The following is a 26,687-nucleotide window of genomic DNA, read 5'->3' on the forward strand; positions in this document are numbered from 1 at the left end:
TGAAGTTCAGTGAGGTCACTGGCACCAGCGAGAGGTAAGTACTTATGTCACAGCAATCAGAGGCTCCCCGGATGGCAACTGTCGATCCCGCAGCCCAGGACAACTACATCTACAACCGCCTGCTGAAAGAGCGCATCATTTGGCTCGGCTCTGAAGTGCGTGACGAGAACGCAAACGCCATCTGCTCGCAGCTGCTCCTGCTCTCGGCCGAAGACCCGGAGAAGGACATCTACCTGTACATCAACTCCCCTGGTGGGTCCGTGACAGCCGGTATGGCCATCTACGACACCATGCAGTTCATCCCGAACGACGTCGTCACCGTCGCCACCGGCCTGGCTGCTTCCATGGGCCAGTTCCTCCTGTCCTCCGGAACGAAGGGCAAGCGCTATGCAACCCCCAACGCCCGCATCCTGATGCACCAGCCCTCGGGCGGCATCGGCGGCACCGCCTCGGACATCAAGATCCAGGCCGAGCTGATCCTGCACATGAAGAAGGTCATGGCTGAGCTGACCGCGGAGCAGACAGGCCAGACAGTCGAAACCATCCTCAAGGACAACGACCGCGACAAGTGGTTCACCGCTGCCGAGGCCCTGGAGTACGGATTCTTCGACAAGATTTCGGCGCACGCCGGCTCTGTTGCCGGCGGTGGCGGAACGGCCAACCAGTCGAACTCCGACAACTGACCGGCACTAAAGAACCACTGAAACCCAGGAGTAAAGAACATGAACTACAACTTCGGATGGTCTGCCGGTAATCTCCCGTCCAGCCGTTACGTCCTGCCCCAGTTCGAAGAGCGCACGCCTTACGGCTTCAAGCGCCAGGACCCGTACACCAAGCTGTTCGAGGACCGCATCATCTTCCTCGGCGTCCAGGTTGACGATGCCTCGGCCGATGACATCATGGCCCAGCTGCTGGTCCTGGAGTCAACGGACCCGGACCGCGACATTACCCTTTACATCAATTCGCCGGGTGGCTCGTTCACCGCCATGACGGCTATCTACGACACCATGCAGTACATTCGCCCGGAGATCCAGACGGTCTGCCTCGGCCAGGCGGCCAGCGCCGCAGCGGTCCTGCTCGCCGCCGGTACACCCGGGAAGCGCCTGGCGCTGCCGAATGCGCGTGTACTGATCCACCAGCCGGCCCTGTCCGGCGGCCAGGGTGGCCAGGCCTCTGACCTGGAAATCCAGGCTGCCGAGGTCATGCGCATGCGTACGTGGCTTGAGGACACGCTGGCCCACCACTCGGGTCGCACCTCGGAGCAGGTAAACAACGACATCGAGCGTGACAAGATCCTGACGGCCGCTGAAGCCATGAGCTATGGTCTGATCGACCAGGTCCTTGACTCCCGGAAGATCAAGCCCCAGGCAATCGCCCGGTAGTAACCGGAATTGAACGCCGGTGCGGTTCACGAAATATGGACCGCACCGGCGTTCTGTTTCCACCCAAGCAGCCCATTGTGACCTAGAGTGGATCTTGTCACGGTGGTGCCAACCGCGGCTTGGCCGCACACTTGAGTACGGCGCGGCGCCGCATCACCCGCATGCAACGAAGGGATTCCCACATGGCTCGGATTGGCGAGAGCACGGATCTGCTGAAGTGTTCTTTCTGCGGAAAGAGCCAAAAGCAGGTGCGGAAGCTGATTGCCGGGCCCGGTGTGTACATCTGTGACGAGTGCATCGAGCTCTGCAACGAAATCATCGAAGAGGAGCTTGCAGAGGTTTCCGATCTCGGTAGCTTCGAACTGCCCAAGCCCCGCGAGATCTTCGACTTCCTGCAGGAATACGTCATTGGCCAGGAACCGGCGAAAAGGTCCCTGGCCGTTGCCGTGTACAACCACTACAAGCGCATCCAGGCAGGGCATGCACCCAAGACCGGCAGCCTGGGCGAGGGCTCGCACCACGAAGACGTGGAAATTGCCAAGTCCAACATCCTGCTGATTGGCCCCACTGGTTGCGGAAAGACCTATTTGGCCCAAACGTTGGCGCGACGGCTGAACGTCCCGTTTGCTGTTGCCGATGCCACGGCACTGACAGAGGCGGGTTACGTTGGCGAGGACGTTGAAAACATCCTGCTGAAACTCATCCAGGCTGCCGACTATGACGTCAAGAAGGCCGAACAGGGCATCATCTACATCGACGAAATCGACAAGATTTCCCGGAAGAGCGAAAACCCTTCGATCACCAGGGATGTTTCCGGAGAAGGCGTCCAGCAGGCACTCCTGAAGATCCTCGAGGGCACCGTGGCCTCGGTTCCACCGCAGGGCGGCCGGAAGCACCCCCACCAGGAATTCATCCAGATCGACACCACCAATGTGCTCTTCATCGTGGCCGGTGCGTTTGCTGGATTGGAAGACATCATTGGTTCCCGGTCCGGGCGCAAGGGCATCGGCTTCGGAGCTCCGCTGAACGAGGCCAGGGACAACGTCGACACATATGGCGAAGTCATGCCCGAGGATCTGCTCAAGTTCGGGTTGATTCCCGAATTCATTGGTCGACTCCCGGTCATCACCACCGTTTCCAATCTTGATCGCCCCGCCTTGATCCAGATCCTGTCCACGCCGAAGAACGCCCTGGTGAAGCAATACCAGAAGATGTTCCAGCTTGACGGCGTGGACCTGCAATTCGACGACGATGCCCTCAACGCCATTGCCGACCAGGCGCTGGAGCGCGGCACGGGTGCCCGCGGTCTCCGGGCGATCATGGAAGAAGTCCTGCTGCCAGTGATGTTTGACCTTCCCAGCAGGGACGACATCGCCACAGTGGTGATCACCTCGGACGTCGTGCTCAAAAAGGCGCAGCCCACCATGATTGCCCACGATGTCGTCGCCAAGCGCAGGAATAAGTCGGCCTAGGCGCCTGTTGGCGTAAGTAAGGCGCGGCTCCGCCGGAGTCGCCAGCCAAACACCCTCCCACTTATTCCAAGGAGTTCCCTGTGCCCGAACAGACTGCCAACAAAGCTGATTTCTGGTTCGACCCCGTGTGCCCGTTCGCGTGGATCACGTCGCGCTGGATTGGGGAAGTGGAGCAGGTTCGTGGAATCGAGACCGAATGGCACGTCATGAGCCTTTCGGTGCTCAACGAAGGCCGTGACCTGCCCGACGAGTACCGCGCCATGATGGATGACAGCTGGGGACCTGTCCGTGTCATCATTGCCGCCCAGGAACTGCACGGCGACAGCTACGTCAAGCCCCTCTACGACGCCATGGGGGAGCAGATCCATCATGAAGGCAACAAGGACCGCGCCTCCGTCATCCAGAAGGCGTTGGCCGAGGTAGGCCTTCCTGCCGAGCTGGCACGCTTCGCAGGCTCGGACGAGTACGACGCCAAGCTGCGCGAAAGCCACGAGGCCGGTATTTCCTTGGTCGGCCAGGACGTGGGTACCCCGGTGGTTGCGTTCAACGGAACAGCATTCTTCGGCCCGGTCCTGACCCGGATTCCGCGCGGCGAAGTGGCCGGTAAGCTGTGGGACGCCACGGTCACTTTGGCTGACTACCCACACTTCTTCGAGCTGAAGCGCAGCCGCTCGGAAAGCCCCGAATTCAGCTAGCCGGAAATAATCCAGCTACTTCAGGAACCGTGATGTCCTACGGTCGGCCAGGATCTTGCCGTTGGTCTGGCACGTAGCGCAATACTGCAGGGAGGTGTCCGCGAAGGACACCTCCCTGACTGTATCCCCACACACCGGGCAAGCTTGTCCTGTCCTGGCGTGCACGCGGAAATTGCTCCGCTTGGTGTCTTTGAGTTCACTGGATGGCTTGCCTGCCGCGGCATTGACAGCACCCACCAGGACTTCCTGCATGGACGCGTAGAGGCGGGCCACGGTCTCCTTGTCCAGCGACTTCGCGCTTGCGAAAGGAGAGATCCTGGCCGCGTGGAGTATTTCGTCGCTGTAGGCGTTCCCGATTCCGGCAATCACGCCCTGGCTGCGGAGCAACCCTTTGATCTGTTGCGAACTGGATGCGAGGATGGCGGCAAAAGAGTCGACGTCGAAATCCGGACTGAGCGGTTCGGGACCCAAGGTGGCGATACCGGGTACGTCATGGGGATCCTTGACCACGTATATTGCCAGGCTCTTCTTGGTTCCGGCTTCGGTCAGGTCGATGCCGATGTGGGCATCGTCGGAAGGCCTGTGAAGGAGCAGCCGCGCTGCGATGTTGCTTTTCCCCATGCGCAGTCCGGCAGATGAGGGATGCTCTGTGTAACGCACCCAGCCGGCCTTCGCCAAGTGGAATACGAAGTACAGGCCATCAACATCGACGCACACGAACTTCCCGATTCGGCGGACTCCTTGAACTGTCCGGCCTTCAAGTGCACTGTACGGTGGGTCGGCAGTCTTCAGTGCCGAGAATGAGTTGATGCGGACTTCGGTTAACACGGCGCCATGGAGTTGGGTGTCCAAGTACATGCACAGCCCGTGCACTTCGGGGAGTTCCGGCATGGTCATACTCTGCCATACGGGAGGCCGAACCCGCAGGAAAGAGAGCCAAAAAAGCCTTCGACGAACTACAGTCCTGTAGTTCCTCCGAAGGCCTTGTGCATGGGACGCGGCGGGACAACAATGGTTCTTACCCACTTCGAAAGAAGAGGGACACGGAAACCAAAGATTCAGTGATATGCAACCAACGCAGCCTTTGGCGAAGTTGGAAGCAAGCTACCAGTGACGAAGTAGGAAGACCTGAAATTCCAAGGATTCCGCCAGACTGCCAAGACGTCACCAAGCAGCCGAAAGTCGAAGCCCCACCAACGGCAAAACGCTGATGGGGCTTCCCCTTTGCCCAAAAAGGGCACAATCCAGGACGCTGGGCCCTGCTAGGACGCCGGGACGTCCTCCGCAGGTGCCAGGACAACATCGCTGACGGCCAAGTCGCCTTCGCCGGACTGGAGCGTGATCTCCTTGGCGTTGGCAGCTGCCTTCAGGTCACCGAGGCCAGCCTTCAACTGGGCTACGAGTACCTCAGGAGCGGTGATGGCTGCTGAGAGTACCTCGGTGCGCTGCTTGACCTTGGCTTCGGACTTTGCTTTCCGGATACCGCTGAGGGCAACGCCCACGGTGCTGAGCATGGTGGTGTCGCCGTCGGTGATTTCCACGGCGGCGGGCCATGCCGCACGGTGGACCGAACCGGTGCGCCACCAACCCCATACCTCTTCGGTAGCGAAGGGCAGGAACGGCGCGAACAAGCGCAGGAGTGCATCCAGCGTGGTTGCCAACGCTGCAAGCACGGAGGCCTGTTCTGCTTCGCCGGCCGCACCGTAGGCTCGGTCCTTGATGAGCTCCACGTAATCGTCGGTGAACTGCCAGAAGAACGATTCCGTGATCTGAAGCGCACGGGCGTAGTCGTAATTCTCGAACGCCTTGGTTGACTGCGCGACGACGTCCGAGAGCTGGGCGAGCAGCGCGCGGTCCAGCGGGTTGGTCAGAACCGAAAGGTCGGTGGTGACAACCGAGTTCTCCGTGGCACCGAGGTTCAGCACGAACTTCGAGGCGTTGAGCAACTTGATGGCCAGGCGGCGGCCGATCTTCATCTGCGCGATCTCGTACGCGGTGTCGGCGCCAAGCTTGGCTGATGCAGCCCAATAACGGACAGCGTCAGAGCCGTACTCGTTGAGCACATCCGTGGGCACCACAACATTGCCCTTGGACTTGGACATCTTCTTACGGTCCGGGTCCAGGATCCAGCCGGAAATGGCCGCATGCTTCCAGGGGGCGCTCTTCTGCAAGGCATCCGCACGGACGACCGAGGAGAACAGCCAAGTGCGGATGATGTCGTGGCCCTGGGGACGGAGGTCGAACGGGTAGACCTTGGAGAACAGCTCCTCGTCGCGGCTCCAACCGCCCACGATCTGCGGGGTGAGGGAAGATGTGGCCCAAGTGTCCAGGACATCGGCGTCACCCGTAAAGCCGTTTGCCTGGTCGCGCTGCGATTCCTCGAAGCCGGGAGCGGCGTCGGCGGCGGGGTCCACCGGCAGCATGTCGTCAGAGGGCAGGATGGGGTTGTCGTAGTCCGGGTTGCCTTGGGCGTCCAGCGGGTACCAGACGGGGATGGGCACACCGAAGAAGCGCTGGCGCGATACGAGCCAGTCGCCGTTCAGGCCGGCGATCCAGTTTTCGTAGCGGGAGCGCATGAAGGCCGGGTGGAAGGTGATCTCCTGGCCACGGCCGATCAGCCGTTCCCGGCGTTCCTCGTCGCGGCCACCGTTGCGGATGTACCACTGACGGGACGTCACCACTTCGAGGGGCTTGTCGCCCTTCTCGAAGAAGTTCACAGGGTGGGTGATCTTCTTGGGTTCGCCATCGAGCAGATCGGCGGCCTTGAGCAGTTCCACCACGGCTTCCTTGGCGGAGAAAGCGGTCTTGCCGGCGATGGCTGCGTAGGCTTCCTTGCCGGCTTCGGTATTGATCCACTCCGGGGTGTCGGCGATGATCCTGCCGTCGCGGCCCATGATGGCTCGCGTGGGGAGCTGGAGTTCACGCCACCAGGTGACGTCGGTCAGGTCACCGAACGTACACACCATAGCGATGCCGGAACCCTTGTCCGCCTTGGCGAGCGGGTGGGCCTTGACCTCAAGTTCCACGTCGAAGAGGGGAGACTTTACTGTCTTGCCGAACAGCGGCTGGTACCGCTCGTCGTCGGGGTTTGCCACCAACGCCGCGCAGGCTGCAAGCAGTTCCGGGCGGGTGGTCTCGATGAAGATCTTTTCGCCGTCCTCGGTGAAGAACGGGTAGCGGTAGTAGGCGCCGGCAACTTCGCGGTCCTCAAGCTCCGCCTGTGCCACGGCGGTGCGGAAGGTAACGTCCCACAGTGTCGGTGCCTCGGCCATGTAGGCGTCTCCGGCTGACAGGTTCGCGAGGAAGGCGCGCTGCGACACGGCGCGGGAGGTGTCGTCGATGGTGCGGTATGTCAGGTCCCAGTCCACGGACAGGCCCAGGGTCTGGAACAGGTTCTCGAAGACTTTCTCGTCCTCAACGGCGAGTTCCTCGCACAGTTCGATGAAGTTCTGGCGCGAAACGACGTCGAAATCGCGCTGGTTCTTGGCCGGCTGGGCCGGGGGCGTGTAGTCGGCCTTGTAGGGAACGGCGGGATCGCAGCGCACACCGTAGTAGTTCTGGACACGGCGCTCAGTGGGCAGCCCGTTGTCGTCCCAGCCCATGGGGTAGAACACGTTCTTGCCGGTCATGCGCATGTAGCGGGCCTGCACGTCGGTCTGGGTGAAGGAGAACATGTGGCCCACGTGGAGGGAGCCTGATGCCGTCGGCGGGGGAGTATCGATCGAGTAGACCTGCTCCCGGGTGGTGTCCGGGTTGAACTTGTAGGTTCCCTCGCTCAGCCAGCGCTGCGTCAGGGCAGCCTCGAGGCCTTCAAGGGCCGGCTTGTCGGGAACGTTGATGGGGGCGGTGGCGGGCGTGTCTGTACCCTGCGTTGATTCAGCCATGGACCAATTGTTTCATGGCTGGATAGACGCACGTTACAGCCCGCCGTCCGGTGGCCCCGCACTCCCGATAGGGTGGTGCCATGACTTTGGCAGCACACCAGATCCCCGCAGTACAGAACAAAACCGCCGTCGTTACGGGGGCGAGCACCGGCATTGGCGAGGCCACCGTGAGGGCTTTGGCGTCCGCCGGTTGGAAGGTCTTCGCGGTGGCCCGCCGCGCCGACAGGCTTGGAGCCCTGGGCTCCGAAACCGGAGCTGTGCCGTTCCCGGCTGACATCACCGTCGACGACGACGTTGCCGCCTTGCTCGCGGCCGTCACCGAAGCCGGAGGTGCCGATACCCTCATCAACATCGCCGGAGGCGCCCGCGGCGCCGACATCATTGCGAACGCCGATACTGAGGACTGGGACTGGATGTACCAGGTTAACGTCCTGGGCACCATGAAGATAACGAGGGCTTTCCTGCCCATGCTGCGCGACAACGGCGAAGGGACGGTCCTCAACCTGACCTCGACGGCCGGGCTGTCCGCCTACGAAGGCGGTGCCGGCTACAACGCGGCCAAGTTCGCCCAGCACGCCATGACCAATGCCCTGCGCCTGGAAGAGGTTGGCAACAACGTCCGGGTCATAGAGGTCGCTCCCGGTCTTGTGCACACGGAGGAGTTCGCCCTTAACCGCTTGGGCGACAAGGACGCCGCTGCCAAGGTGTACGAGGGCGTCGAGAAGCCCCTGACCGCCGCCGATGTGGCCGACGTCGTCAAGTACGCCGTCTCCTTGCCGCACCACATCAACCTCGACCAGATCGTGGTCCGCCCGGTAGCCCAGGCCGCCAACCACAAACTCGTCCGCAAGCAGGCCTAGCCAGCGGGGATGCTGAGCGTGGCCATGATGGCTGCGTGGTCCCTGCCGGGAACCTGGCGGACCGAGTAGTTGCTGCTGCTGATCCGGGGCGTTGTCACCATATGGTCAATGACGATCCCCGGCAGCGGCGGACCTTCCATCGGCCACGTGGGGGAGAACCGGGCACCGGCGGCTGTCCCTGCATCGACAAGTTTGCGCCCGTCCGGTCCGGAGTCCAGCACGGCCCGGAACTCCGAATGGTCATAGGTGGAGTTGTAGTCGCCCATGAGCAGCTGGTTGCCGGGTCGGGCGGCCTGGCGTGCGATATTCCCAAGGTCGCTCCGCCATTGGGCTATCCGGTCATCCACAGGCGGAAGAGTGTGGACATTGGTGAGGTGCAACGTGGCCTTGGAACCAGCAGCCGGGTCGGCCACGAGGACACGCGTGACGTCCATGGTGAACGGGGTGTCCGGCAGTTGTCCCTCGGCTTCCAACGGAAACACCGAATACACCGCGCCGCCCGATGCGTCGTCATTGGGTTTGTTGAGGTGTTGGGGCAGTAACGTCTCAAGGCCCTCGGACCGCAGGCGATCCTCCAGTCCTTGCGTGAACTCCTGCATCACCAACAGCTGGACGCCGTTGTCTCGGACCAACCCCACGATGGTGGCCGCATCCGCCCCGCCATACTCGGAGTTCAGGCTCATAACCTTGACTGCGGCCGTAGGAGTCCCCGCGGACAACGGCTCCGCCTTTCCTGCGTCAAAGGGGAAAAGCCAGAACAACTGCGCGGCAAGCAGGACAGTGCTGGTAACCACCACCCAGGCACGACGCCCCAGTACCGCCTGGAGCAATGCCAGCACCGTCGGCAGCACCATCCACGGGGTGAACGACAGCAGCTGGACCACCGGCAAAGGCCACTCAACCGGAACAGCGCGGAAGATGGACAGCCCCGCTACCGGAAGCACGAGCAGCAAGGCCAGCACGGACCACACAACGGAAGGCCGTCTCCGCGCGGTGCGGGTTTCCGGAACGGCAGCAGCTGGATGCGTCATGGGCCCGAGTCTATTCATGGGCCGCACCTGAAGCCCATATGGAGGAGGAACTGCCGAGTAGAGCAAGGAGCCCGGCTGCCGCTAGACTTGGGGGACAAGCTTTGACCCGGCCATCACCGGTGAGCTTCCGGAAGAACAGCACAGATCGTCCACGTGGCGGCCAGTGCCCAGTAGAACCGGACGGGTAAGCCCGTCACAGCAGTAATGAGAGGCCGGGACTCTGTGTCCCGGTAAGTGAGGTGGTACCGCGGTACCCGTGTCGCTGACAAGCGTCACAGGAGCCGTCCTCGCATCCTGACAGTCAACCAGCTATCACAGGATATGAGATGACCCACTACCCCAAGGCCTCAGCGTCTTCTTCCGGCACGCACGGCGTGTCCGCTTCCGTGAAGTTCCCGGAGATCGAAGAACGCATCCTCAAATACTGGGATGAAGACGGCACCTTCCAGGCCAGCATCGACCAGCGCGATGCGGGCAAGGACGGCAGCAACGAATTCGTCTTCTACGACGGCCCTCCCTTCGCCAATGGCCTGCCCCACTACGGCCACCTCTTGACGGGCTACGCCAAGGACCTCGTGGGCCGCTACCAGACCCAGCGGGGCAAGCGCGTGGAACGCCGCTTCGGCTGGGACACCCACGGACTGCCAGCAGAGCTTGAGGCCATGAAGCAGCTCGGCATGACGGACAAAACCCAAATCGAAGCCATGGGCATCGACAAGTTCAACGATGCCTGCCGTGCCTCAGTCATGAAGTACGCCAACGAATGGAAGGCCTACGTCACCCGCCAGGCCCGCTGGGTGGACTTCGAGAACGACTACAAGACCCTCAACGTCGAGTACATGGAGTCGGTCCTCTGGGCTTTCAAGCAGCTGCACGAGAAAGGCCTGACCTACAACGGCTACCGCGTCCTTCCGTATTGCTGGAAAGACGAGACGCCACTGTCCAACCATGAGCTCCGCATGGACGACGACGTCTACAAGAACCGCCAGGACCAAACAGTCACGGTCACGTTCCCCATCAAGGCCAACGGCTCCGCGCTTTCCAAGGAACTCGAAGGCGTCCAGGCGCTCGCCTGGACCACGACGCCCTGGACGCTGCCCACCAACGCAGCGCTCGCCGTCGGGCCTGACATCTCTTATGCGGTGCTGCCTGCCGGACCGAACGGCGTGAAGGCCGCTTCCGCTGAGGCGCCGGTATCCGGCAGCTTCATGCTGGCCGCTGATCTCGTGGGTTCCTATGCCAAGGACCTGGGGTACGACGACGCCGCTGCCGCAGCTGCCGCTGTAGTGTCCACTTACACGGGCGCCCAGTTGGAAGGCCTCGAGTACGAACCGCTCTGGAACGATTTCGCCGATCCCGAAAAGTACGGGACCCAGAATGCCTGGCGGATCCTCGTTGCGGACTACGTCACCACCACCGACGGTACGGGCATCGTTCACCAGGCTCCGGCTTACGGTGAAGATGACCAGAAAGTCTGTGAAGAAGCCGGCATCCCGGTGGTTCTTTCCGTGGATGAGGGAGCCAAATTCCTTCCCCTGTTCGCCCATGGCCGCCTCGCGGAAATCGTCGGCCTGCAGGTCTTCGATGCCAACAAGCCGATCACGCAGGTTCTCCGCGCCGATGGCCGCTTGGTGCGCCAGGCCAGCTACGAGCACAGCTACCCACACTGCTGGCGCTGCCGTAACCCCTTGATCTACCGCGCTGTGTCCTCCTGGTACGTGGAAGTCACCAAGTTCAAGGACCGCATGTCCGAGCTGAACCAGGAGATCAACTGGATCCCCGGCAATGTCAAGGACGGCCAGTTCGGCAAGTGGCTGGAGAACGCACGTGACTGGTCCATCAGCCGCAACCGCTACTGGGGTTCGCCCATCCCGGTGTGGCAGTCGGACGATCCCGAGTACCCGCGCACCGACGTCTACGGCTCGTTGGCCGACCTTGAGGCGGACTTTGGCCGGCTTCCTGTCAACAACGAAGGACAGGTGGACCTGCACCGTCCGTTCATCGATGAACTGACCCGGCCCAACCCGGACGACCCCACGGGCAAGTCCACCATGCGCCGCGTCGAGGACGTGCTGGATGTGTGGTTCGATTCCGGCTCGATGCCTTACGGGCAGGTCCACTACCCGTTCCAAAACGAGGAATGGTTCGACACCCACAACCCTGCGGACTTCATCGTGGAGTACATCGGCCAGACCCGTGGCTGGTTCTACATGCTGCACATCCTTTCGACGGCTTTGTTTGACCGGCCGGCGTTCCGCAACGTCATCAGCCACGGCATCGTGCTGGGCTCCGACGGGCAAAAGATGTCCAAGAGCCTGCGCAACTACCCGGACGTGTCCGAGGTCCTTGACCGCGACGGTTCCGACGCGATGCGCTGGTTCCTCATGTCCAGCCCCATCCTGCGCGGTGGCAACCTGATCGTCACCGAACAGGGCATCCGTGACGGCGTGCGGCAGGTCATCCTGCCGCTGTGGAACGTATACAGCTTCTTCACGCTGTACACCAATGCCGCCAACGGCGGTGCTGGGTACGACGCGAAGCTGCGTTACGACGGCTACTCCGACACGCTGGACCAGTACCTCATGGCCAACACGGGGGACCTGGTCCGCAACGTCACGGCAAGCCTGGACAGCTATGACATCTCCGGTGCCTGCGACGAACTGCGCAGCTACCTGGACATGCTCACCAACTGGTACGTCCGGCGCAGCCGCCAGCGATTCTTCGACGAGAACGTTGATGCCTTCGACGCCCTGTACACGGCCCTCGAAACGATCTGCCGTGTCTCCGCCTCCTTGCTCCCGCTTGTCTCCGAGGAGATCTGGCGCGGATTGACGGGCGGACGTTCGGTCCACCTGGCTGACTGGCCTGACGCTGCGTTGTTCCCGTCCAACCCGGGACTCGTCGAAGCCATGGACCGTGTCCAGCAGATCTGTTCCACGGGTTCGAGCTTGCGCAAAGCCGCCAACCTTCGCGTTCGCCTGCCCTTGCAGGAACTGACCGTCGTGGCACCGGGCGCGGATGCGCTGGAAGGCTTTGCCGCCGTCGTCGCGGATGAACTTAACCTGCGCTCCGTGCGCCTCATGGACGCTTCCTCTGCCTCGCCGGAAGAATTCGGCATCGAGCAGAAACTCGTGGTCAACGCCCGGGCTGCCGGTCCGCGCCTGGGCAAGAACGTGCAGCAGGCCATCAAGGGCTCCAAGTCGGGCGATTGGTCCGTGAACGATGGAGTCGTGGTGGCCGGCGGCCTTGAGCTCGAGCCCCACGAATACACCCTGGAAACAGTGGTGGCCCAGTCGGCCGACGGCGGTGCTGCCGCTGCCGCCGTCCTGCCCGGTGGGGGTTTTGTGGTCCTCAACACCGAGGTCACGCCCGAACTTGCCGCCGAGGGGCTGGCCCGCGACATGGTCCGGGCCATCCAGCAGGCACGCAAGGACGCTGGACTCAATGTCAGTGACCGCATCCGCACCTCTGTTCAGGCCGCGCAGGACGTCGTCGACGCCCTGGAAGCCAACGCTGAGCTGGTCAAGACCGAGACACTCACCTTGGAACTCGAAGTCCTGGTTGCCGGCGTCGACGAACCGCAGGTCACCGTCGCAAAGGCAGGGGCCTGATCATGACTGACGAATTCTCAGTGGAAAGCGTCTACGCGGAACTCCTTGGCCGGGCACCGGAAAACAAGATGGAGCCACGCCTGGCGCCGCTGTTCCGTGCCATGGACGTGCTCGGAGAGCCCAACAAGGCGTACCCGATCATCCACATCACGGGCACCAACGGCAAGACCTCCACTGCCCGCATGATCGAAGCCGGACTGCGCGCCCATGGGCTGAGCACCGGGCGGTACACCAGCCCACACCTGTCAAAGGTCACTGAGCGCATCAGTATCGACGGTGAGCCTGTGCCGGACGCGACGTTCGTCCGCATCTGGGACGAGATCCGCCCCTACCTGGAAATAGTGGACAGCGAACTGGTTGCCGACAACCAGCCGCGCCTGACCTACTTTGAATGCCTGACCATCCTGGGCTTCGCGGTGTTCGCCGACCAGCCCGTCGATGTTGCCGTCATGGAAGTTGGCCTGGGCGGCATCACCGATGCCACCAACGTGGGCGACGGACAGGTCTCGGTGATCACTCCGATTTCCCTTGACCACACGGACCTGCTGGGCGACACCACCGAGGACATCGCCTACGAAAAGGCGGGCATCATCAAGCCCGGTGGCTTCCTGGTGAGCGCTGCGCAGCCGGTTGACGCGGCCCAGGTCCTCCTGGAAAAGGCCCGCGAAGTGGACGTTCCGTTCCGTTTCGAGGGTGTCGAGTTCGGTGTGGAATCCCGCAGTGTTGCCGTCGGCGGCCAGGTCCTTACCATCCAAGGCCTGGCCGGTCGCTACGAGGATCTTCTGCTGCCGTTGCACGGCGCCCACCAGGCCGAGAACGCCGCGGTTGCCGTGGCTGCCCTTGAGGCATTTTTCGGCGGGGGAGAGAAGGAGCTCGACGCCGAGGTGCTGAAGGAAGCATTCGGCACGGTGACGTCGCCCGGCCGCCTTGAGGTGGTGCGGACCGCTCCCACTGTGGTGGTGGACGCTGCCCACAATCCGGATGGAATCCGGGTCTCTGCCGAGGCCATCCAGGAGGCCTTCAGCTTCAGCAAGTTGGTGGTGGTTGTGGGCATCCTGCGGGAGAAGGATGCCGAGGAGATCCTGAAAACCCTCAAAGAGTCCCTTGGCGGACTCGCCGAGGAATTCTGCTTCACCCAGTCCAACTCGGCACGTGCCGTTCCCGCTGCGGAACTGGCCGAACTCGCCGTCGACCTCGGTTTTGGTGAGGACAACGTACATATCGCGGAGAAGCTCGACGACGCCCTCGAATGGGCTGTGGAGCGTGCCGAATCCAACGACGACCTCGCCGGTGGCGTCCTGGTGACCGGATCGATCACCGTGGTTGCAGAGGCTCGAATCCTGCTCGGAAAGGCAGGTGCCTGAGCGTGGCCAAGATGACGAAGGCCCAGCGCGAATGGCGGCCGGGCATGCCGAAGAAACGTCGGTCCACCAAGGTGATGTTCGCGTCCACGGTGCTTCTGCTGGAGGCCTTCGTGGCGTTCTTCGGCACCCTGGCGGTCTTTGGGCTGAAGCGCGGCGAGGTGGACCCGGGCATCATCCTGGGCGTGGGCATCGCGTTGAGCGTTGTGCTGGTCCTGACGTGCGCAGTGTTGTCCAAAACCTGGGGCATAGCAGTCGGCTGGGGCTTGCAACTGGTCCTGATCCTGACGGGCTTCGCTGAGCCCACGATGTTCATTGTCGGCATCCTCTTTGCCATCTGCTGGTGGTATGGGATCAGGGCAGGGATGCGCATTGACCGCGAAGTGGCGCAACGGGACCGTGAGCAGGCGGAATGGGATGCGGCCCACGGTGACGAAGCAGGCACCCAAACCCCGTAAACTGGCATGAAAACCACTGACCAACCACATTGGAGCAACTGTGAGCATTGAACGGACCCTCGTCCTGGTCAAGCCCGACGGCGTCGCCCGTAACCTGGGCGGAACCATCCTCGCCCGGATCGAAGCCAAGGGCTACACCCTGGCGGAGCTGAAGAAGGTCAACGCGACCCGCGAGCTGCTGGAACAGCACTACGAGGAACACGTCGGCAAGCCGTTCTATGAGCCCCTGGTCGAGTTCATGCTGAGCGGACCGGTCATCGCTGCGGTCTTCGAGGGCCACCGTGTGATCGAAGGCTTCCGGTCGCTGGCAGGAACTACGGACCCCACCACTGCGGCACCGGGCACCATCCGTGGCGACTTCGGCCGCGACTGGGGCCTGGCGGTCCAGCAGAACCTGGTCCACGGTTCGGATTCCGTTGATTCCGCTGAGCGCGAGATCAAGATCTGGTTCGAGGGCTAAGAACGCCCCACCGAGATGACGGAAAAGGCCAATGTTCGAGTCGAACATTGGCCTTTTCCATCATCTGGCGGGAGTTTGCGCGTGTTTCCCTAGTAGCCGGACGTCCCGGCGAACACGTGAAGGAATGCGAAGAAAATCGTGGCGGCGACGGCGACGTAGAGCAGTGCCACAATGATCCAGCCGGAATCACCCAGCAGTTTAGCCAGTGCCGGCGGTGCTTTGATGACCCCGGTGGAGATGTTCCGGATCGTCACCCAGACGAACAAAGGAATCATGACGGCCCAGACCACCATGCAGAACGGGCACAGGACGTTGATGACGTAGAGGGCCTGGGACCACAGCCAGACAACGAAGGCGAAGCCCAGGGTGACTCCGGTTTGCAGCCCCAACCAGTACCAGCGGGAGAACTTTGCGCCGGCAAGGAGGCCCATGGCGGTGGTGATGATGACGGCGAACGCGACAATCCCGATGAACATGTTCGGGAAGCCAAACACCGAGCTTTGGGGAGTTTCCATGACCTTGCCGCAGGAAATCCAGGGATTTACATCGCAGACGGTGACGTGGTTGGGGTCTTTCAGTACTTCCAGCTTTTCCAGGACCAGCGCGCCGGAGGCAAGCCAGCCGATGACGCCGGTGATCAGCAGGAGCCACGCAAAGGGCTTGTCCCGCACGGTCTTGGGCAGTGCAGCGTGCACGGTGGACTGTTCTTCCACCGGCGTGGAGGCATTCTTGGCCAGGTTTCCCCTGGCGGTGCTCGGCATCGCGGATCTGATCCTTTTCGATATGTGGCCCGGCGGGGCGGGAAGGGCTCTTGGGAGGATTGTAGCGCCGCAGGCTGGGGGAGGCCCCCAGCCTGTAGCGGGAGTGCGGCGACACAGGCGGTTACCCCGCGAAGGTGCAGGGGTGTGAGAGAATGAACATGGCCGGTTTTCGACCCACATTCGGAATCCGGTCCGGTGACTTGTTCCCAAGACCGCCAGTATGAGCTGGGCATGCCCCGGATCCCGTGATCCTCGGTAGGCCCGCCATGACAATGGACGGCACCTGGTTGTGGCAGCAGAACAACGGGTTTCAGGACAGGGCCACCGGCCTTCCAGGGCTGCCGCACCCCAATGATGGTGCGAACCGGAAGGCAAACTACCGACTTCTGTCAACGCCTGCGGGTTTTGACAATATTTGCCCCACCGGGCGCCGGATGTGGCGGCGTCGCTGGGGCAGGAGTGTTGCCACATATGGATAAAGACCAGGTTGTAGCCGTTAATGACGAGGCAGCTTCCGCGGAAACAGCGGAAGTGCCGAAGAAGACCACCCGGACCCGCCGCAAGGCCGCGCCCAAGGAAACTCCCGCGGTTGAGTCGCCCACCGCTGAAGTGCCTGCAGCTGTCGAGGGGACCGATACCCCGGAAGCGGCCGCCCCGCCGGTGCGCAGGACCCGGTCGCGCAAGAAGGTCGAACCTGCCGAGCCGCTCCCCGGCTTGGGCGAGGAAGCCGCTGGCGCCCCGGAGGCCGCCGCAGTCGAGAGCCAGCCCGAAGCTGCCTCCGAGCCCGCCCCCGAAAAGCCGGTCCGCCGTCGTCGTACGGCAAAGCCGAAGGCTGAAGCAGCAGAGGCGCCGGCCGCTGAAGAAACCACGACGCCGGAGCCCGGCTCCCAGCCCGTCGAACCTGTTGCTGAGGCAGCTGCCGCAACACCGGCTGCTGCTGATGCGCCGGTTCCTGCGGACGAGGAGGCTCCCGCTGAGGAGGAGACCCCGGCTGCGTCCACGTCCCTTTTCCTTGAGCCGGTGTCCATCACGTCGATGATTTTCCAGGCTCCGGACCTCACCACCGTACCGCGCGTTGCGGCCGTGGAAGAGAAGGCCGCGGAAGCCGAAGAAGAGGCCGAGTCCAGCACGGACAACGAGCTCGATGACGCCGGCAGCCGCCGTCGTCGCCGGAGCCGTGGCCGTCGCGGCAGGCGTGGAACGGAACGCGAAGAGAACGAAACCGAGGGCCCCAGCGAGTCCGATGATGACGAAGCCCCGGCAGCGGAAGCCCTCGAAGAAGGCGTAACGTCGCGTCGTCGCCGTCGTCGCCGCCGTGGTGACCAGGATCTTGAACTGACCGGTGGCACGGATGACGACCCGCCCAACACGGTGACCCGTGTCCGGGCGCCCCGGCCCATCACCGAAACAGCTCCGTCCAACCGTGTCGCAAGCGTCAAGGGCTCCACGCGGCTTGAAGCCAAGAAGCAGCGCCGCAGGGAGTCCCGCGAAACCGGGCGCCGCCGCCAGGTCATCACGGAAGCCGAGTTCCTTGCGCGCCGCGAGTCGGTAGACCGCCAAATGATCGTCCGCCAGCGCGACGACAGAATCCAGATCGGCGTACTCGAAGACGGCGTCCTGGCTGAGCACTTCGTGTCCAAGACACAACAGGACTCCCTGATCGGCAATGTGTACCTCGGCAAGGTCCAGAACGTACTGCCTTCCATGGAAGCCGCGTTCGTGGACATCGGCCGTGGCCGTAACGCCGTGCTGTACGCCGGCGAGGTCAATTGGGATGCTGTCAACCTTGAAGGCCAGCCGCGCCGGATCGAGAACGCCCTGAAGTCGGGCGATTCTGTCCTGGTGCAGGTCACCAAGGACCCCGTGGGTCACAAGGGTGCCCGGCTGACCAGCCAGATTTCGCTGCCGGGCCGCTACCTGGTGTACGTACCGGGCGGCTCCATGACAGGTATCTCCCGCAAGTTGCCGGACGTTGAACGCAACCGCCTCAAGCGCATCCTCAAGGACCGCTTGCCGGAAAACGCCGGCGTCATTGTCCGTACCGCGGCTGAAGGTGCATCGGAAGAAGAGCTGACGCACGACATCAACCGCCTGCGCGCTCAGTGGGAGGGCATTGAGGGGCAAGCCTCCTCAACCAAGGTCCTTGCACCGGAACTGCTGTACGGCGAACCTGACCTGACCATCAAGGTAGTGCGCGACGTCTTCAACGAAGACTTCTCCAAGCTGATCGTCTCCGGTGACGACGCATGGGACACCATCGAGGCCTACGTGACCTACGTTGCCCCTGACCTGGTGGGACGCCTCGAGAAGTGGACCAAGGACCAGGACATCTTCGCTGCCTGGCGCATCGACGAGCAGATCCACAAGGCCCTGGAACGCAAGGTCTTCCTGCCCTCGGGTGGTTCGTTGGTCATTGACCGCACCGAAGCCATGACCGTGGTGGACGTCAACACCGGCAAGTTCACCGGCAGCGGCGGCAACCTCGAAGAGACTGTCACCAAGAACAACCTCGAAGCTGCCGAGGAAGTAGTCCGCCAGCTGCGCCTGCGCGATATCGGCGGCATCATTGTCATCGACTTCATCGACATGGTCCTGGAATCCAACCGCGATCTCGTGCTGCGCCGCATGGTTGAGTGCCTTGGCCGCGACCGGACCAAGCACCAGGTCGCCGAAGTCACGTCGTTGGGCCTGGTACAAATGACGCGTAAGCGCATGGGCACCGGCCTCCTCGAGGTCTTCGGCGAGCAGTGCGAGCACTGCGCCGGCCGTGGCGTCGTGACACACGATGAGCCGGTGGAACACCGCCGTGCCAACGTTGTGGCCGCTGAGCACCACCGCCCGCACACGGAGACGCAGCAGCAGCAACCGGCGGCCCGTACGGAACGGAAGCGCCGCCGAGGCAAGGGCGGGGGACAGGCTGTTTCCGAAGCCCCCGCTCCGGTTCAGTCTGCGCCGGCGGCGCCTGCGGCCTCGCCAACGCACCCTGAACCGCAGGACCCTGCGCGCCAGGCAAAGGCCGAGGCAACCCGCGCGGCGTTGGCTACCATCGCGGCTGCAGCGCACGCTGCCCACCTGCACGACGACGAGGTTCACCGTGCAGAGGAACTGGCGCGGTCAACGCATCAGACGGCTGCCGACGAACCCGTCGTTCATGGCAACGACGAAGAATCAACGGCCCACGAGGCAGCAGTCCGGGAAGCACGCTCCACCCCGGTCCTGCGTTTCGGAGGCGAAGAAGTCGCTTTGCCGTTCGTTGAACACCAGGACGAACCCCAAGCGGCCAAACCGGCAATGAGCCTGGATCTGCTGGCGGAGGCATTCTCCCACCTGGGAGCGGCGCCGGAGGCGGAAGCGGAACCAGCTGCCGTCCGCGAACCTGCTGCTGCCCCGAAGGTGGCAGCCCCGGCTCGGGCCGCTGAGCAGGATCGGGAAGCCGCTTCGACGTCCGGGAGTCGCCGAGGTCGCCGTAACCGCAGCGCAAGCAGGGCCCAAGGTGCGGCCAACGAAACCAGCGTTGAACACCATGAAGTGACTGCGTCGGCGCCACAAGGTTCGTCCCACGAGGCCAAGGCCCCTGTGGAACCAGCCAAAAAGGCACCCGCAGACGAGCCCATCATCCTGGGAGTCGGCGTGCCGGCTTCCGAGCTCTGATTCGTACAGTGCTTATCGGACCCCGTAGCAACTGCCCCGGCAGTCGCTACGGGGTCTTTTGCATGTCCAGGACGTCCATGGCCAGACCCTGGGGACGTCAATGGGTCATATCCGGGCCCCTACGAAGCGCTGTTCCCGGGCCGGGCTGCTTCCCGGTTAGGCTGGGGGACAGACACGGGGTGCCTGGCGTTGGGCCGGGCTGAGATCCAGACCCGTTGAACCTGTCCGGTTAGCACCGGCGAAGGGATGTCCCCATGACTGCACCATATTCTCCTGTCTACCCGGTCGCTTCAGGCAGGCCGACCCCGCGGGTGCTGAGTATCGCCGGCTCTGACCCATCCGGTGGGGCAGGAATCCAGGCGGACTTGAAGAGCATCGCGGCCCACGGTGGTTACGGCATGGCTGCCATCACCGCCCTCACAGCCCAGAACACCGTGGGCGTCAGCGCCGTCCACGTGCCCCCCGTCGAATTTCTGCGCCAACAACTGGACGCCATCAGCAACGACATTGAGATTGACGCCGTCAAAATCGGCATGCTCGGCGACGCTGAGGTCATCGACGAAGTCCGCAGCTGGCTCGAAAAGGTGCGTCCCGGCGTCGTGGTCCTGGACCCGGTGATGGTGGCAACCAGTGGAGACAGGCTCCTGCGCGAGTCCGCTGAGAAGGCGTTGCGTTCGCTCCTGCCGTTGGCAGACCTCCTGACCCCGAACCTTCCCGAGCTGGCAGTGCTGCTGGGCGAGGCGGAAGCTACGGACTGGGCTTCGGCGCTGGACCAGGGTAAGCGGTTGGCCGCTGAGTACGGGAACACGGTCCTGGTGAAGGGCGGCCACTTGGCGGGAACCGCGTGTCCTGATGCTTTGGTGAATACGAGCGGGTTGCTGCGGCAGGACGTGGTCGAGGTCGAAGGGCCCCGCATCGATACCCGGAACAGCCACGGCACAGGGTGTTCGTTGTCGTCCGCCCTGGCCACGGTGCAGGTCAGCACGGGGGACTGGGAAGCTTCACTGCGGGAGGTGAAGCCCTGGTTGCTTGAGGCTTTGAGGCACTCCGGGGCGTTGGAAGTAGGACGAGGAAGCGGGCCGATCCACCACTTCCACCACCAGCGGGGTCTGAGGCCTGGCGAGTTCGCCGCGACTTTGTGGGAACACGCACGCGCGGAGCTCGACGCGATCCATCGGCTTGGCTTCATCGATGGCCTTCAGAAAGGCAGCCTGCCGGAATCCGCCTTCGGCTATTACCTGGCACAGGACGCGATCTACCTCAACGGCTACTCCCGGGTCCTGGCCCGGGCCAGCGCCCTGGCCCCTACTGAAGACGAGCAGTTGTTCTGGGCCAAGGGCTCCATGCAGTGCTTGGAGGTCGAGTCGGAATTGCACAGGAACTGGCTCAGCAGCCGCGACGTGTCCGGGACAACGGGTCCCGTGACCAAGTCCTATGTGGACCATTTGCTGGCCTGTTCGGCATCGGGAAGCTACGCAGTGCTGCTGGCGGCGATTCTTCCCTGCTACTGGTTGTACGCGGAAGTGGGCCAAAAACTGCACCACGCCTACGTGGAAGCAGGTTCCCCTGTGGACCACGCATACGCGGAGTGGTTGAAGACGTACGCCGACGAAGATTTCGCCGAGGCAACCAGGACTGCGATCAAGCTCACGGACGCGGCGGCCCTTGCGGCCTCGCCGGCGGATCGCGAGGCCATGATGGAAGCCTTCACCCAGTCCTGCCGCTACGAAACTGCCTTCTTCGACGCGCCACGTGTTTTCTCCTGACCTCTCCGGTTGGGCGTCCGGGCGGGTAATTTGCGAGGCTCGCCGCGCGTCGCAGGGCAAATCGCGTTAATCGTGCCCAAACCCTGTAGGCTGTATGGGCACGGTGCCGGGAGAGTCCGTTACAACTGGTGACGCGAGTCACGTGGTAGCCTCCGGACCCGGCCTCATTTGCAGCTGAAGGTCAAACTAGCGTAATCTTGATCTTCGGTGCTTACGCCAACACTTGGGTTATGCCCCTTGGAATTGTTCATGGGATGACTCGCGGACTTCGTTCAGAAGTCCACGGCGTTGAGGCACAGCGCGAACCAAGCCTGATTCCGGTTCAGGTTCCGCACGCAAATTTAGTTATAAACGTCGAGAGAAGTGAGTACCCAAGTGGTGTACGCGATTGTCCGCGCAGGCGGCCGCCAAGAAAAAGTTTCCGTTGGAGACTACGTAACGCTTAACCGCGTCCCCGGTGGAGCCGGTAGCACGCTTGAGCTGCCCGCCTTGCTCCTGGTTGACGGCGACAAGGTCACCTCCGCAGCTGCGGAACTGGCCAACGTCAAGGTTACGGCTGAGATCCTCGAAGACCTCCGTGGTCCGAAGATCGTCATCCAGAAGTTCAAGAACAAGACCGGCTACCGGAAGCGTCAGGGTCACCGTCAGGAACTGACCAAGATCAAGATCACCAGCATCGCGTAACTTTCGTTACACGCTGTTCAGGTTTTTCAGTTTCCCCAGAAATTTAGAGGCAGGCATTTCACATGGCACACAAAAAAGGCGCGAGTTCCACTCGCAACGGTCGTGACTCCAACGCTCAGTACCTGGGCGTCAAGCGCTTCGGTGGTCAGGTAGTTTCCGCAGGCGAGATCATCGTTCGCCAGCGCGGAACCCACTTCCACCCCGGTGCAGGCGTCGGCCGCGGTGGCGACGACACCCTGTTCGCTCTCCAGGCCGGTGCGGTTGAGTTTGGTACTCGCCGCGGCCGTCGCGTAGTGAACATCGTTGCTGCTGCAGCTGCAGAGTAACAACAAGTTCTGAACCGGTGGAGCGGGCCAAACGGCCCGCTCCACCGTTCTTTTAACCGCATTACAATCGACTGGGGCGCTTGGGCGCACTGGTTTTGCAACAACGCTGTACAACAGCAACTGAGGAGATCCACGTGGCGAGCTTTGTAGACCGGGTAGTCCTGCACGTATCCGGCGGAACCGGCGGCCACGGCTGTGTCTCTGTTAAGCGGGAGAAGTTCAAGCCGCTCGGCGGCCCCGACGGAGGTAACGGCGGCAACGGTGGCGACGTCATCCTTCGGGTGTCTGCCCAGACCACCACCCTGCTCGACTACCACCACGCACCCCACCGCCACGCTACAAATGGTGGTCCGGGCATGGGTGACTGGCGCGGTGGCAAGAACGGCGAAACCCTGATCCTTCCGGTACCCGATGGCACCGTGGTCAAGACCAAGGACGGCGAAGTCCTGGCTGACCTCGTGGGCGAAGGTACCGAGTACATCGCTGCCGCTGGCGGCCAGGGTGGCCTCGGCAACGCCTCACTGTCCTCACAGAAGCGTCGGGCTCCCGGCTTTGCCCTCCTGGGCATCGAGGGCGAATCCAGCGATATTGTCCTGGAACTGAAGTCCATTGCCGACATCGCCCTGGTTGGCTTCCCGTCCGCCGGCAAGTCCAGCCTCATCGCAGCCATGTCCGCTGCCCGGCCCAAGATTGCCGATTACCCCTTCACCACCCTCATCCCCAACCTTGGCGTGGTCCAGGCCGGCGATGTCCGCTTCACCATTGCCGATGTTCCGGGCCTTATCGAGGGAGCAAGCGACGGCAAGGGACTCGGACACAACTTCCTGCGCCACGTGGAGCGCTGCGCCGCACTGGTGCATGTCCTTGACTGCGGAACCCTGGAATCCGATCGGGATCCTTTGTCCGACCTGGCGATTATCGAGGCCGAACTCGACAAGTACGCAGTGGACATGAGCTACGCCGGTGTGGACGGCGAGGTGGTTCCGCTGAACGAGCGCCCCAAGCTGGTTGTCCTTAACAAGGTGGACCTTCCGGACGGCAAGGACATGGCTGAGTTCGTTCGTCCGGACCTCGAAGCCCGCGGATACCGCGTGTTCGAAGTCTCGGCCACGAGCCACGAAGGCCTGCGCCAACTGGGCTTCGCCATGGCGGAGATCGTCAAGGCCGCGCGGGATGCGGTCGCGACTGCGCCCCCCAAGGTCGCTCCTCCGGTCCTTCGTCCGCGCGCGGTCAACGAGTCCGGCTTCAAGATCCGCCGCGAAGAAAAGAACCTCGAGCCGCTGTTCCGTGTCCTGGGCGAGAAGCCCGTTCGCTGGGTCAAGCAGACCGACTTCACCAACGAGGAAGCCATTGGATACCTTGCCGACCGGCTGGCGAAGCTCGGCGTCGAAACCGAACTGTTCAAGGTCGGTGCCAAGCCGGGCGACACCGTGGTCATCGGTGAAGACGACGGCGTTGTCTTCGACTGGGAGCCGACCATGATGGCCGGCGCCGAGCTCCTGGCAACTCCGCGCGGCACGGACATCCGCGTTGCCGACATCGGGGACCGGCCCACGCGTTCGCAGAAGCGCGAAGAACAGGTTGAACGCCGTGAAGCCAAGGCTGCTGCGCGTGCCGAGCTTGAAGCTGAGCGCAAGGCGGGCATCTGGACCGAGTCCGTCAGCGGCCGGCGTGCCCAGGCCGTGAAGGAAAGCAACCTGGACGCCGGTGATGACGACTAGGACCGTCGACGCACCGAACTCCGCCGAGGGCCTCGAACGCAACGCACTGGCCACCGCCAAGCGGATTGTCGTCAAAGTGGGTTCCTCGTCGCTGACGAGTATCAAGGGCGGTATTTCCGAGAAGTCCCTCGCGGGACTGGTTGACGCCCTGGCCCATCAGCGCAATGCGGGCACCGAAATCATCTTGGTCTCCTCTGGTGCCATCGCCGCGGGCCTGGCTCCGTTGGGCCTTGCCAAGCGCCCGAAGGACCTCGCTACGCAGCAGGCAGCAGCCAGCGTTGGGCAAGGACTCCTGATGGCCCGCTACACGCAGGCTTTCAGCGCGCATGGGATCACTGTCAGCCAGGTCCTGTTGACGGCCGATGACCTCATGCGCCGCACGCAGCACACCAATGCCTTCCGTGCTTTGGATCGGCTGCTGAACCTCGGCGTGGTACCGGTCGTGAACGAAAACGACACTGTTGCTACCCACGAAATCCGTTTCGGCGACAACGACCGGCTGGCTGCGTTGGTGGCCCACCTGGTCCGCGCCGACGCGCTCGTGCTGCTGTCCGACGTCGACGCCCTCTACGACGGTCCGCCGTCCCAGGGTGCGCAGCGGATTCCGCTGGTCCGCGGTCCGCAGGACCTTGAAGACGTCACCATTGGCAAGGCGGGCAAAGCCGGTGTGGGAACGGGCGGAATGATGACCAAGGTGGAGGCTGCCTCCATCGCCGCCGGTTCCGGTATTCATGCACTGGTCACCTCTACCGCCAACGCCGCGGCTGCATTGGCCGGCGAGGACGTGGGGACGTGGTTTGCCGTGAACGGAAACCGCAAGCCGGTGCGCCTGTTGTGGCTGGCCCACTTGGCGACCGTTCAGGGCCGCTTGATGCTCGACGACGGCGCCGTGAAAGCCGTGCGCGACCGGCACAGGTCGCTCCTGCCCGCGGGGATATCGGATATCAGCGGCGACTTCGAAGCCGGGGATCCTGTTGAGATGGTTGGGCATGACGGAACCGTGGTGGCCCGCGGACTGGTGAACTACTCTTCGGAGGAACTGCCGCGGATGCTGGGACGTACTACCCAGGAGCTCGGCCAAGCCATGGGCCGTGGTTATGACCGCGAAGTTGTTCATGTTGACGATCTGGTGCTCCTGGGGGCGCCGCGCTCATCTAAACTTGGAGCATGACTGAAGCGCTGACTCCCGACGCCCCTGTGATCTCCGACGTTTCCGGTACTGCCGGCCAGACGCCGGAGAACCCTGTGGCAGGCGGCGCTCCACTGTCGCCTGAGGATGTCCAGGCTGCGGTACACGCAATCGCCGACCGGTCCCGGAAGGCTGCCCGACGCATGGGCCAGGCGAACCGTGCCTGGAAGGACCGCGGCCTGCGTGCGATCGGCGCAGCCCTGGTGGAAAACCGTAAGCATGTGCTGGAAGCCAATGCCAAAGATGTTGCCGTAGGCCGTGCCAACGGTACCTCCGCGGCGCTCTTGGACAGGCTCACGCTGACGCCCGCCCGCATCGACGGCTTGGTCTCCGCCCTGGAAAACCTTGCCGGGCTGCCCGATCCTGTGGGCAACGTGGTCCGTGGCCAAACGCTTCCCAACGGGCTGCGGTTGCGCCAGGTCAATGTGCCCATGGGTGTTGTGGCCGCCATTTACGAAGCCCGTCCCAACGTCACCGTGGATATCGCGGGACTCGCCCTCAAGAGCGGCAACGCCGTGATTCTTCGCGGTGGGTCCGCCGCCGCGCACACCAACGGTGCGCTGGTGCAGATCCTGCGCGAAGCGCTGGACTCCGTGGGCCTCCCGGCCGATGCGGTACAGAGCGTTGACCAGTACGGCCGCGAGGGCGCCAACGTCCTGATGCGCGCCCGCGGACGGGTGGATGTCCTCATTCCCCGCGGCGGACGCGAGCTCATCCAGACTGTGGTGACCAACTCGTCCGTGCCCGTCATTGAGACCGGGGAGGGGAACGTCCACATCTTCATCGACGAGTCCGCCGGCGAAGAGATGGCCGTGGACATCCTTTTGAACGCAAAGACGCAGCGGCCCAGTGTCTGCAACACCGTTGAGACGCTGCTGGTGCACTCCGGTTCCACTGTGCTTCCTGCCGTGGCCAAGGCACTCCGCGACGCGGGTGTGACTCTTCACGTGGATGATCGGATCGCGGCTGCACTGGGCGCCGGTGTGGAGACCGTCCCGGCCGACGACGAGGATTGGGCCACTGAATACATGGACCTGGATCTCGCCGTTGCCATGGTGGACAACGTGGACGACGCCGTAAACCACATCCGCAAGTGGACCACTGGGCACACCGAAGCCATCCTCACCAACAACCTGGCAAATGCGGAGAAATTCATCGCGGACATCGATTCGGCCGCTGTGATCGTTAACGCCTCCACGCGTTTCACCGACGGCGGTGAGCTGGGGCTCGGCGCGGAGGTTGGGATTTCCACGCAGAAGCTCCACGCGCGCGGACCCATGGGCCTCACGGAACTCACCACCACCAAGTGGATCGTCCAGGGCGAAGGCCAAATCCGCAGCTAGCAACGCGGTAACATAGAACAGAAGTCCGGAAC

20 protein-coding genes and 1 riboswitch are annotated in these 26,687 nt (G+C 63.1%); of the genes, 16 read left to right on the plus strand and 4 right to left on the minus strand.

Features of this window, described 5'->3' with window-relative positions:
• The first annotated feature begins 71 nt into the window (after positions 1–71).
• The 4 genes from ABHM97_RS05810 to ABHM97_RS05825 all read left to right on the plus strand — a co-directional run bounded on the left by ABHM97_RS05810 (position 72) and on the right by ABHM97_RS05825 (position 3,549).
• Positions 72–683, plus strand: a complete 612-nt coding sequence (locus ABHM97_RS05810) for an ATP-dependent Clp protease proteolytic subunit (RefSeq protein WP_283091474.1) — start codon at positions 72–74, stop codon at positions 681–683.
• A 39-nt stretch (positions 684–722) separates the two neighbouring features.
• Positions 723–1,382 (plus strand): ATP-dependent Clp protease proteolytic subunit, encoded by a 660-nt coding sequence (locus ABHM97_RS05815; RefSeq protein WP_144659025.1) that lies wholly within the window; start codon positions 723–725, stop codon positions 1,380–1,382.
• 182 nt (positions 1,383–1,564) lie between these two features.
• Positions 1,565–2,854 carry an ATP-dependent Clp protease ATP-binding subunit ClpX gene (clpX, locus tag ABHM97_RS05820; RefSeq protein WP_235520898.1) on the plus strand — a complete coding sequence of 430 codons (1,290 nt, stop codon included), beginning with the start codon at positions 1,565–1,567 and terminating at the stop codon, positions 2,852–2,854.
• A gap of 80 nt (positions 2,855–2,934) precedes the next feature.
• Positions 2,935–3,549 carry a mycothiol-dependent nitroreductase Rv2466c family protein gene (locus ABHM97_RS05825; protein ID WP_235520896.1) on the plus strand — a complete coding sequence of 205 codons (615 nt, stop codon included), beginning with the start codon at positions 2,935–2,937 and terminating at the stop codon, positions 3,547–3,549.
• 15 nt (positions 3,550–3,564) lie between these two features.
• Here the strand turns inward: ABHM97_RS05825 and ABHM97_RS05830 are convergent, their stop codons facing one another.
• Complete coding sequence (locus ABHM97_RS05830; RefSeq protein WP_235520894.1) at positions 3,565–4,440, minus strand: Fpg/Nei family DNA glycosylase; 876 nt, start codon at positions 4,438–4,440, stop codon at positions 3,565–3,567.
• Between the two features lie 371 nt (positions 4,441–4,811).
• Positions 4,812–7,433: a valine--tRNA ligase gene (gene valS / locus ABHM97_RS05835; protein WP_235520891.1), complete on the minus strand. Its 2,622-nt coding sequence runs from the start codon at positions 7,431–7,433 to the stop codon at positions 4,812–4,814.
• 80 nt (positions 7,434–7,513) lie between these two features.
• Between valS and ABHM97_RS05840 the strand changes: the two genes are divergently transcribed.
• Complete coding sequence (locus ABHM97_RS05840; protein WP_349469935.1) at positions 7,514–8,293, plus strand: SDR family oxidoreductase; 780 nt, start codon at positions 7,514–7,516, stop codon at positions 8,291–8,293.
• On the opposite strand, the gene ABHM97_RS05845 is transcribed toward ABHM97_RS05840, so the two are convergent.
• Entirely contained in the window at positions 8,290–9,324 is a 1,035-nt protein-coding gene (locus ABHM97_RS05845; protein ID WP_349469936.1) for an endonuclease/exonuclease/phosphatase family protein, read from the minus strand. The genes ABHM97_RS05840 and ABHM97_RS05845 overlap by 4 nt on opposite strands.
• Positions 9,325–9,650: 326 nt before the next feature.
• Between ABHM97_RS05845 and ileS the strand changes: the two genes are divergently transcribed.
• The 4 genes from ileS to ndk are packed head-to-tail and all read left to right on the plus strand — an operon-like array spanning position 9,651 to position 15,214.
• Entirely contained in the window at positions 9,651–12,935 is a 3,285-nt protein-coding gene (ileS, locus tag ABHM97_RS05850; RefSeq protein ID WP_349469937.1) for an isoleucine--tRNA ligase, read from the plus strand.
• Between the two features lie 2 nt (positions 12,936–12,937).
• On the plus strand, positions 12,938–14,299 hold the full coding sequence (locus ABHM97_RS05855) for a bifunctional folylpolyglutamate synthase/dihydrofolate synthase (RefSeq protein ID WP_349469938.1): 1,362 nt from the start codon (positions 12,938–12,940) through the stop codon (positions 14,297–14,299).
• Between the two features lie 2 nt (positions 14,300–14,301).
• Positions 14,302–14,754 (plus strand): DUF4233 domain-containing protein, encoded by a 453-nt coding sequence (locus tag ABHM97_RS05860; protein WP_235520882.1) that lies wholly within the window; start codon positions 14,302–14,304, stop codon positions 14,752–14,754.
• Between the two features lie 40 nt (positions 14,755–14,794).
• Positions 14,795–15,214, plus strand: a complete 420-nt coding sequence (gene ndk / locus ABHM97_RS05865) for a nucleoside-diphosphate kinase (RefSeq protein WP_062069281.1) — start codon at positions 14,795–14,797, stop codon at positions 15,212–15,214.
• Positions 15,215–15,303: 89 nt separating this feature from the next.
• On the opposite strand, the gene ABHM97_RS05870 is transcribed toward ndk, so the two are convergent.
• Positions 15,304–15,975, minus strand: coding sequence for a vitamin K epoxide reductase family protein (locus tag ABHM97_RS05870; protein ID WP_284985811.1), 672 nt, complete (start codon positions 15,973–15,975; stop codon positions 15,304–15,306).
• A gap of 471 nt (positions 15,976–16,446) precedes the next feature.
• Here ABHM97_RS05870 and ABHM97_RS05875 point away from each other — a divergent pair, with 471 nt between their 5' ends.
• From ABHM97_RS05875 to ABHM97_RS05905, 7 genes are all read left to right on the plus strand, one after another.
• The gene (locus ABHM97_RS05875) at positions 16,447–19,626 is read left to right on the plus strand and encodes an Rne/Rng family ribonuclease (RefSeq protein WP_349469939.1); all 3,180 of its coding nucleotides are present in this window, start codon (positions 16,447–16,449) and stop codon (positions 19,624–19,626) included.
• Positions 19,627–19,791: 165 nt separating this feature from the next.
• Positions 19,792–19,890, plus strand: a riboswitch (TPP riboswitch).
• The gene (thiD, locus tag ABHM97_RS05880) at positions 19,881–21,392 is read left to right on the plus strand and encodes a bifunctional hydroxymethylpyrimidine kinase/phosphomethylpyrimidine kinase (protein WP_349469940.1); all 1,512 of its coding nucleotides are present in this window, start codon (positions 19,881–19,883) and stop codon (positions 21,390–21,392) included. (Overlaps the previous riboswitch by 10 nt.)
• 375 nt (positions 21,393–21,767) lie before the next feature.
• Positions 21,768–22,076: a 50S ribosomal protein L21 gene (rplU, locus tag ABHM97_RS05885; RefSeq protein ID WP_018777818.1), complete on the plus strand. Its 309-nt coding sequence runs from the start codon at positions 21,768–21,770 to the stop codon at positions 22,074–22,076.
• Positions 22,077–22,138: 62 nt separating this feature from the next.
• Entirely contained in the window at positions 22,139–22,402 is a 264-nt protein-coding gene (gene rpmA / locus ABHM97_RS05890) for a 50S ribosomal protein L27 (RefSeq protein WP_003803426.1), read from the plus strand.
• A 134-nt stretch (positions 22,403–22,536) separates the two neighbouring features.
• Positions 22,537–24,123 (plus strand): GTPase ObgE, encoded by a 1,587-nt coding sequence (gene obgE / locus ABHM97_RS05895; RefSeq protein WP_257367938.1) that lies wholly within the window; start codon positions 22,537–22,539, stop codon positions 24,121–24,123.
• On the plus strand, positions 24,113–25,294 hold the full coding sequence (gene proB / locus ABHM97_RS05900; protein WP_257367939.1) for a glutamate 5-kinase: 1,182 nt from the start codon (positions 24,113–24,115) through the stop codon (positions 25,292–25,294). Before obgE ends, proB begins: the two co-directional genes overlap by 11 nt.
• A complete protein-coding gene (locus ABHM97_RS05905) occupies positions 25,291–26,655 on the plus strand; it encodes a glutamate-5-semialdehyde dehydrogenase (RefSeq protein WP_235520872.1) in 1,365 nt (454 codons plus the stop codon). The genes proB and ABHM97_RS05905 overlap by 4 nt, the downstream gene beginning before the upstream one ends.
• Positions 26,656–26,687: the final 32 nt, after the last annotated feature.

Origin of the sequence: Paenarthrobacter sp. CAP02 (assembly GCF_040137855.1) — a bacterium.
Lineage (GTDB): Bacteria > Actinomycetota > Actinomycetes > Actinomycetales > Micrococcaceae > Arthrobacter.

Excerpts from the sequence above, each read along its gene's own strand:
- ABHM97_RS05810 (WP_283091474.1), top strand. The coding sequence starts at position 72 with ATGGCAACTGTCGATCCCGCAGCCCAGGACAACTACATCTACAACCGC.
- ABHM97_RS05815 (WP_144659025.1), top strand. The coding sequence starts at position 723 with ATGAACTACAACTTCGGATGGTCTGCCGGTAATCTCCCGTCCAGCCGT.
- clpX (WP_235520898.1), top strand. The coding sequence starts at position 1,565 with ATGGCTCGGATTGGCGAGAGCACGGATCTGCTGAAGTGTTCTTTCTGC.
- ABHM97_RS05830 (WP_235520894.1), bottom strand. The coding sequence starts at position 4,440 with ATGCCGGAACTCCCCGAAGTGCACGGGCTGTGCATGTACTTGGACACC.
- valS (WP_235520891.1), bottom strand. The coding sequence starts at position 7,433 with ATGGCTGAATCAACGCAGGGTACAGACACGCCCGCCACCGCCCCCATC.
- ABHM97_RS05840 (WP_349469935.1), top strand. The coding sequence starts at position 7,514 with ATGACTTTGGCAGCACACCAGATCCCCGCAGTACAGAACAAAACCGCC.
- ABHM97_RS05845 (WP_349469936.1), bottom strand. The coding sequence starts at position 9,324 with ATGACGCATCCAGCTGCTGCCGTTCCGGAAACCCGCACCGCGCGGAGA.
- ileS (WP_349469937.1), top strand. The coding sequence starts at position 9,651 with ATGACCCACTACCCCAAGGCCTCAGCGTCTTCTTCCGGCACGCACGGC.
- ABHM97_RS05855 (WP_349469938.1), top strand. The coding sequence starts at position 12,938 with ATGACTGACGAATTCTCAGTGGAAAGCGTCTACGCGGAACTCCTTGGC.
- ABHM97_RS05870 (WP_284985811.1), bottom strand. The coding sequence starts at position 15,975 with ATGCCGAGCACCGCCAGGGGAAACCTGGCCAAGAATGCCTCCACGCCG.
- ABHM97_RS05875 (WP_349469939.1), top strand. The coding sequence starts at position 16,447 with ATGGATAAAGACCAGGTTGTAGCCGTTAATGACGAGGCAGCTTCCGCG.
- thiD (WP_349469940.1), top strand. The coding sequence starts at position 19,881 with ATGACTGCACCATATTCTCCTGTCTACCCGGTCGCTTCAGGCAGGCCG.
- rpmA (WP_003803426.1), top strand. The coding sequence starts at position 22,139 with ATGGCACACAAAAAAGGCGCGAGTTCCACTCGCAACGGTCGTGACTCC.
- proB (WP_257367939.1), top strand. The coding sequence starts at position 24,113 with ATGACGACTAGGACCGTCGACGCACCGAACTCCGCCGAGGGCCTCGAA.
- ABHM97_RS05905 (WP_235520872.1), top strand. The coding sequence starts at position 25,291 with ATGACTGAAGCGCTGACTCCCGACGCCCCTGTGATCTCCGACGTTTCC.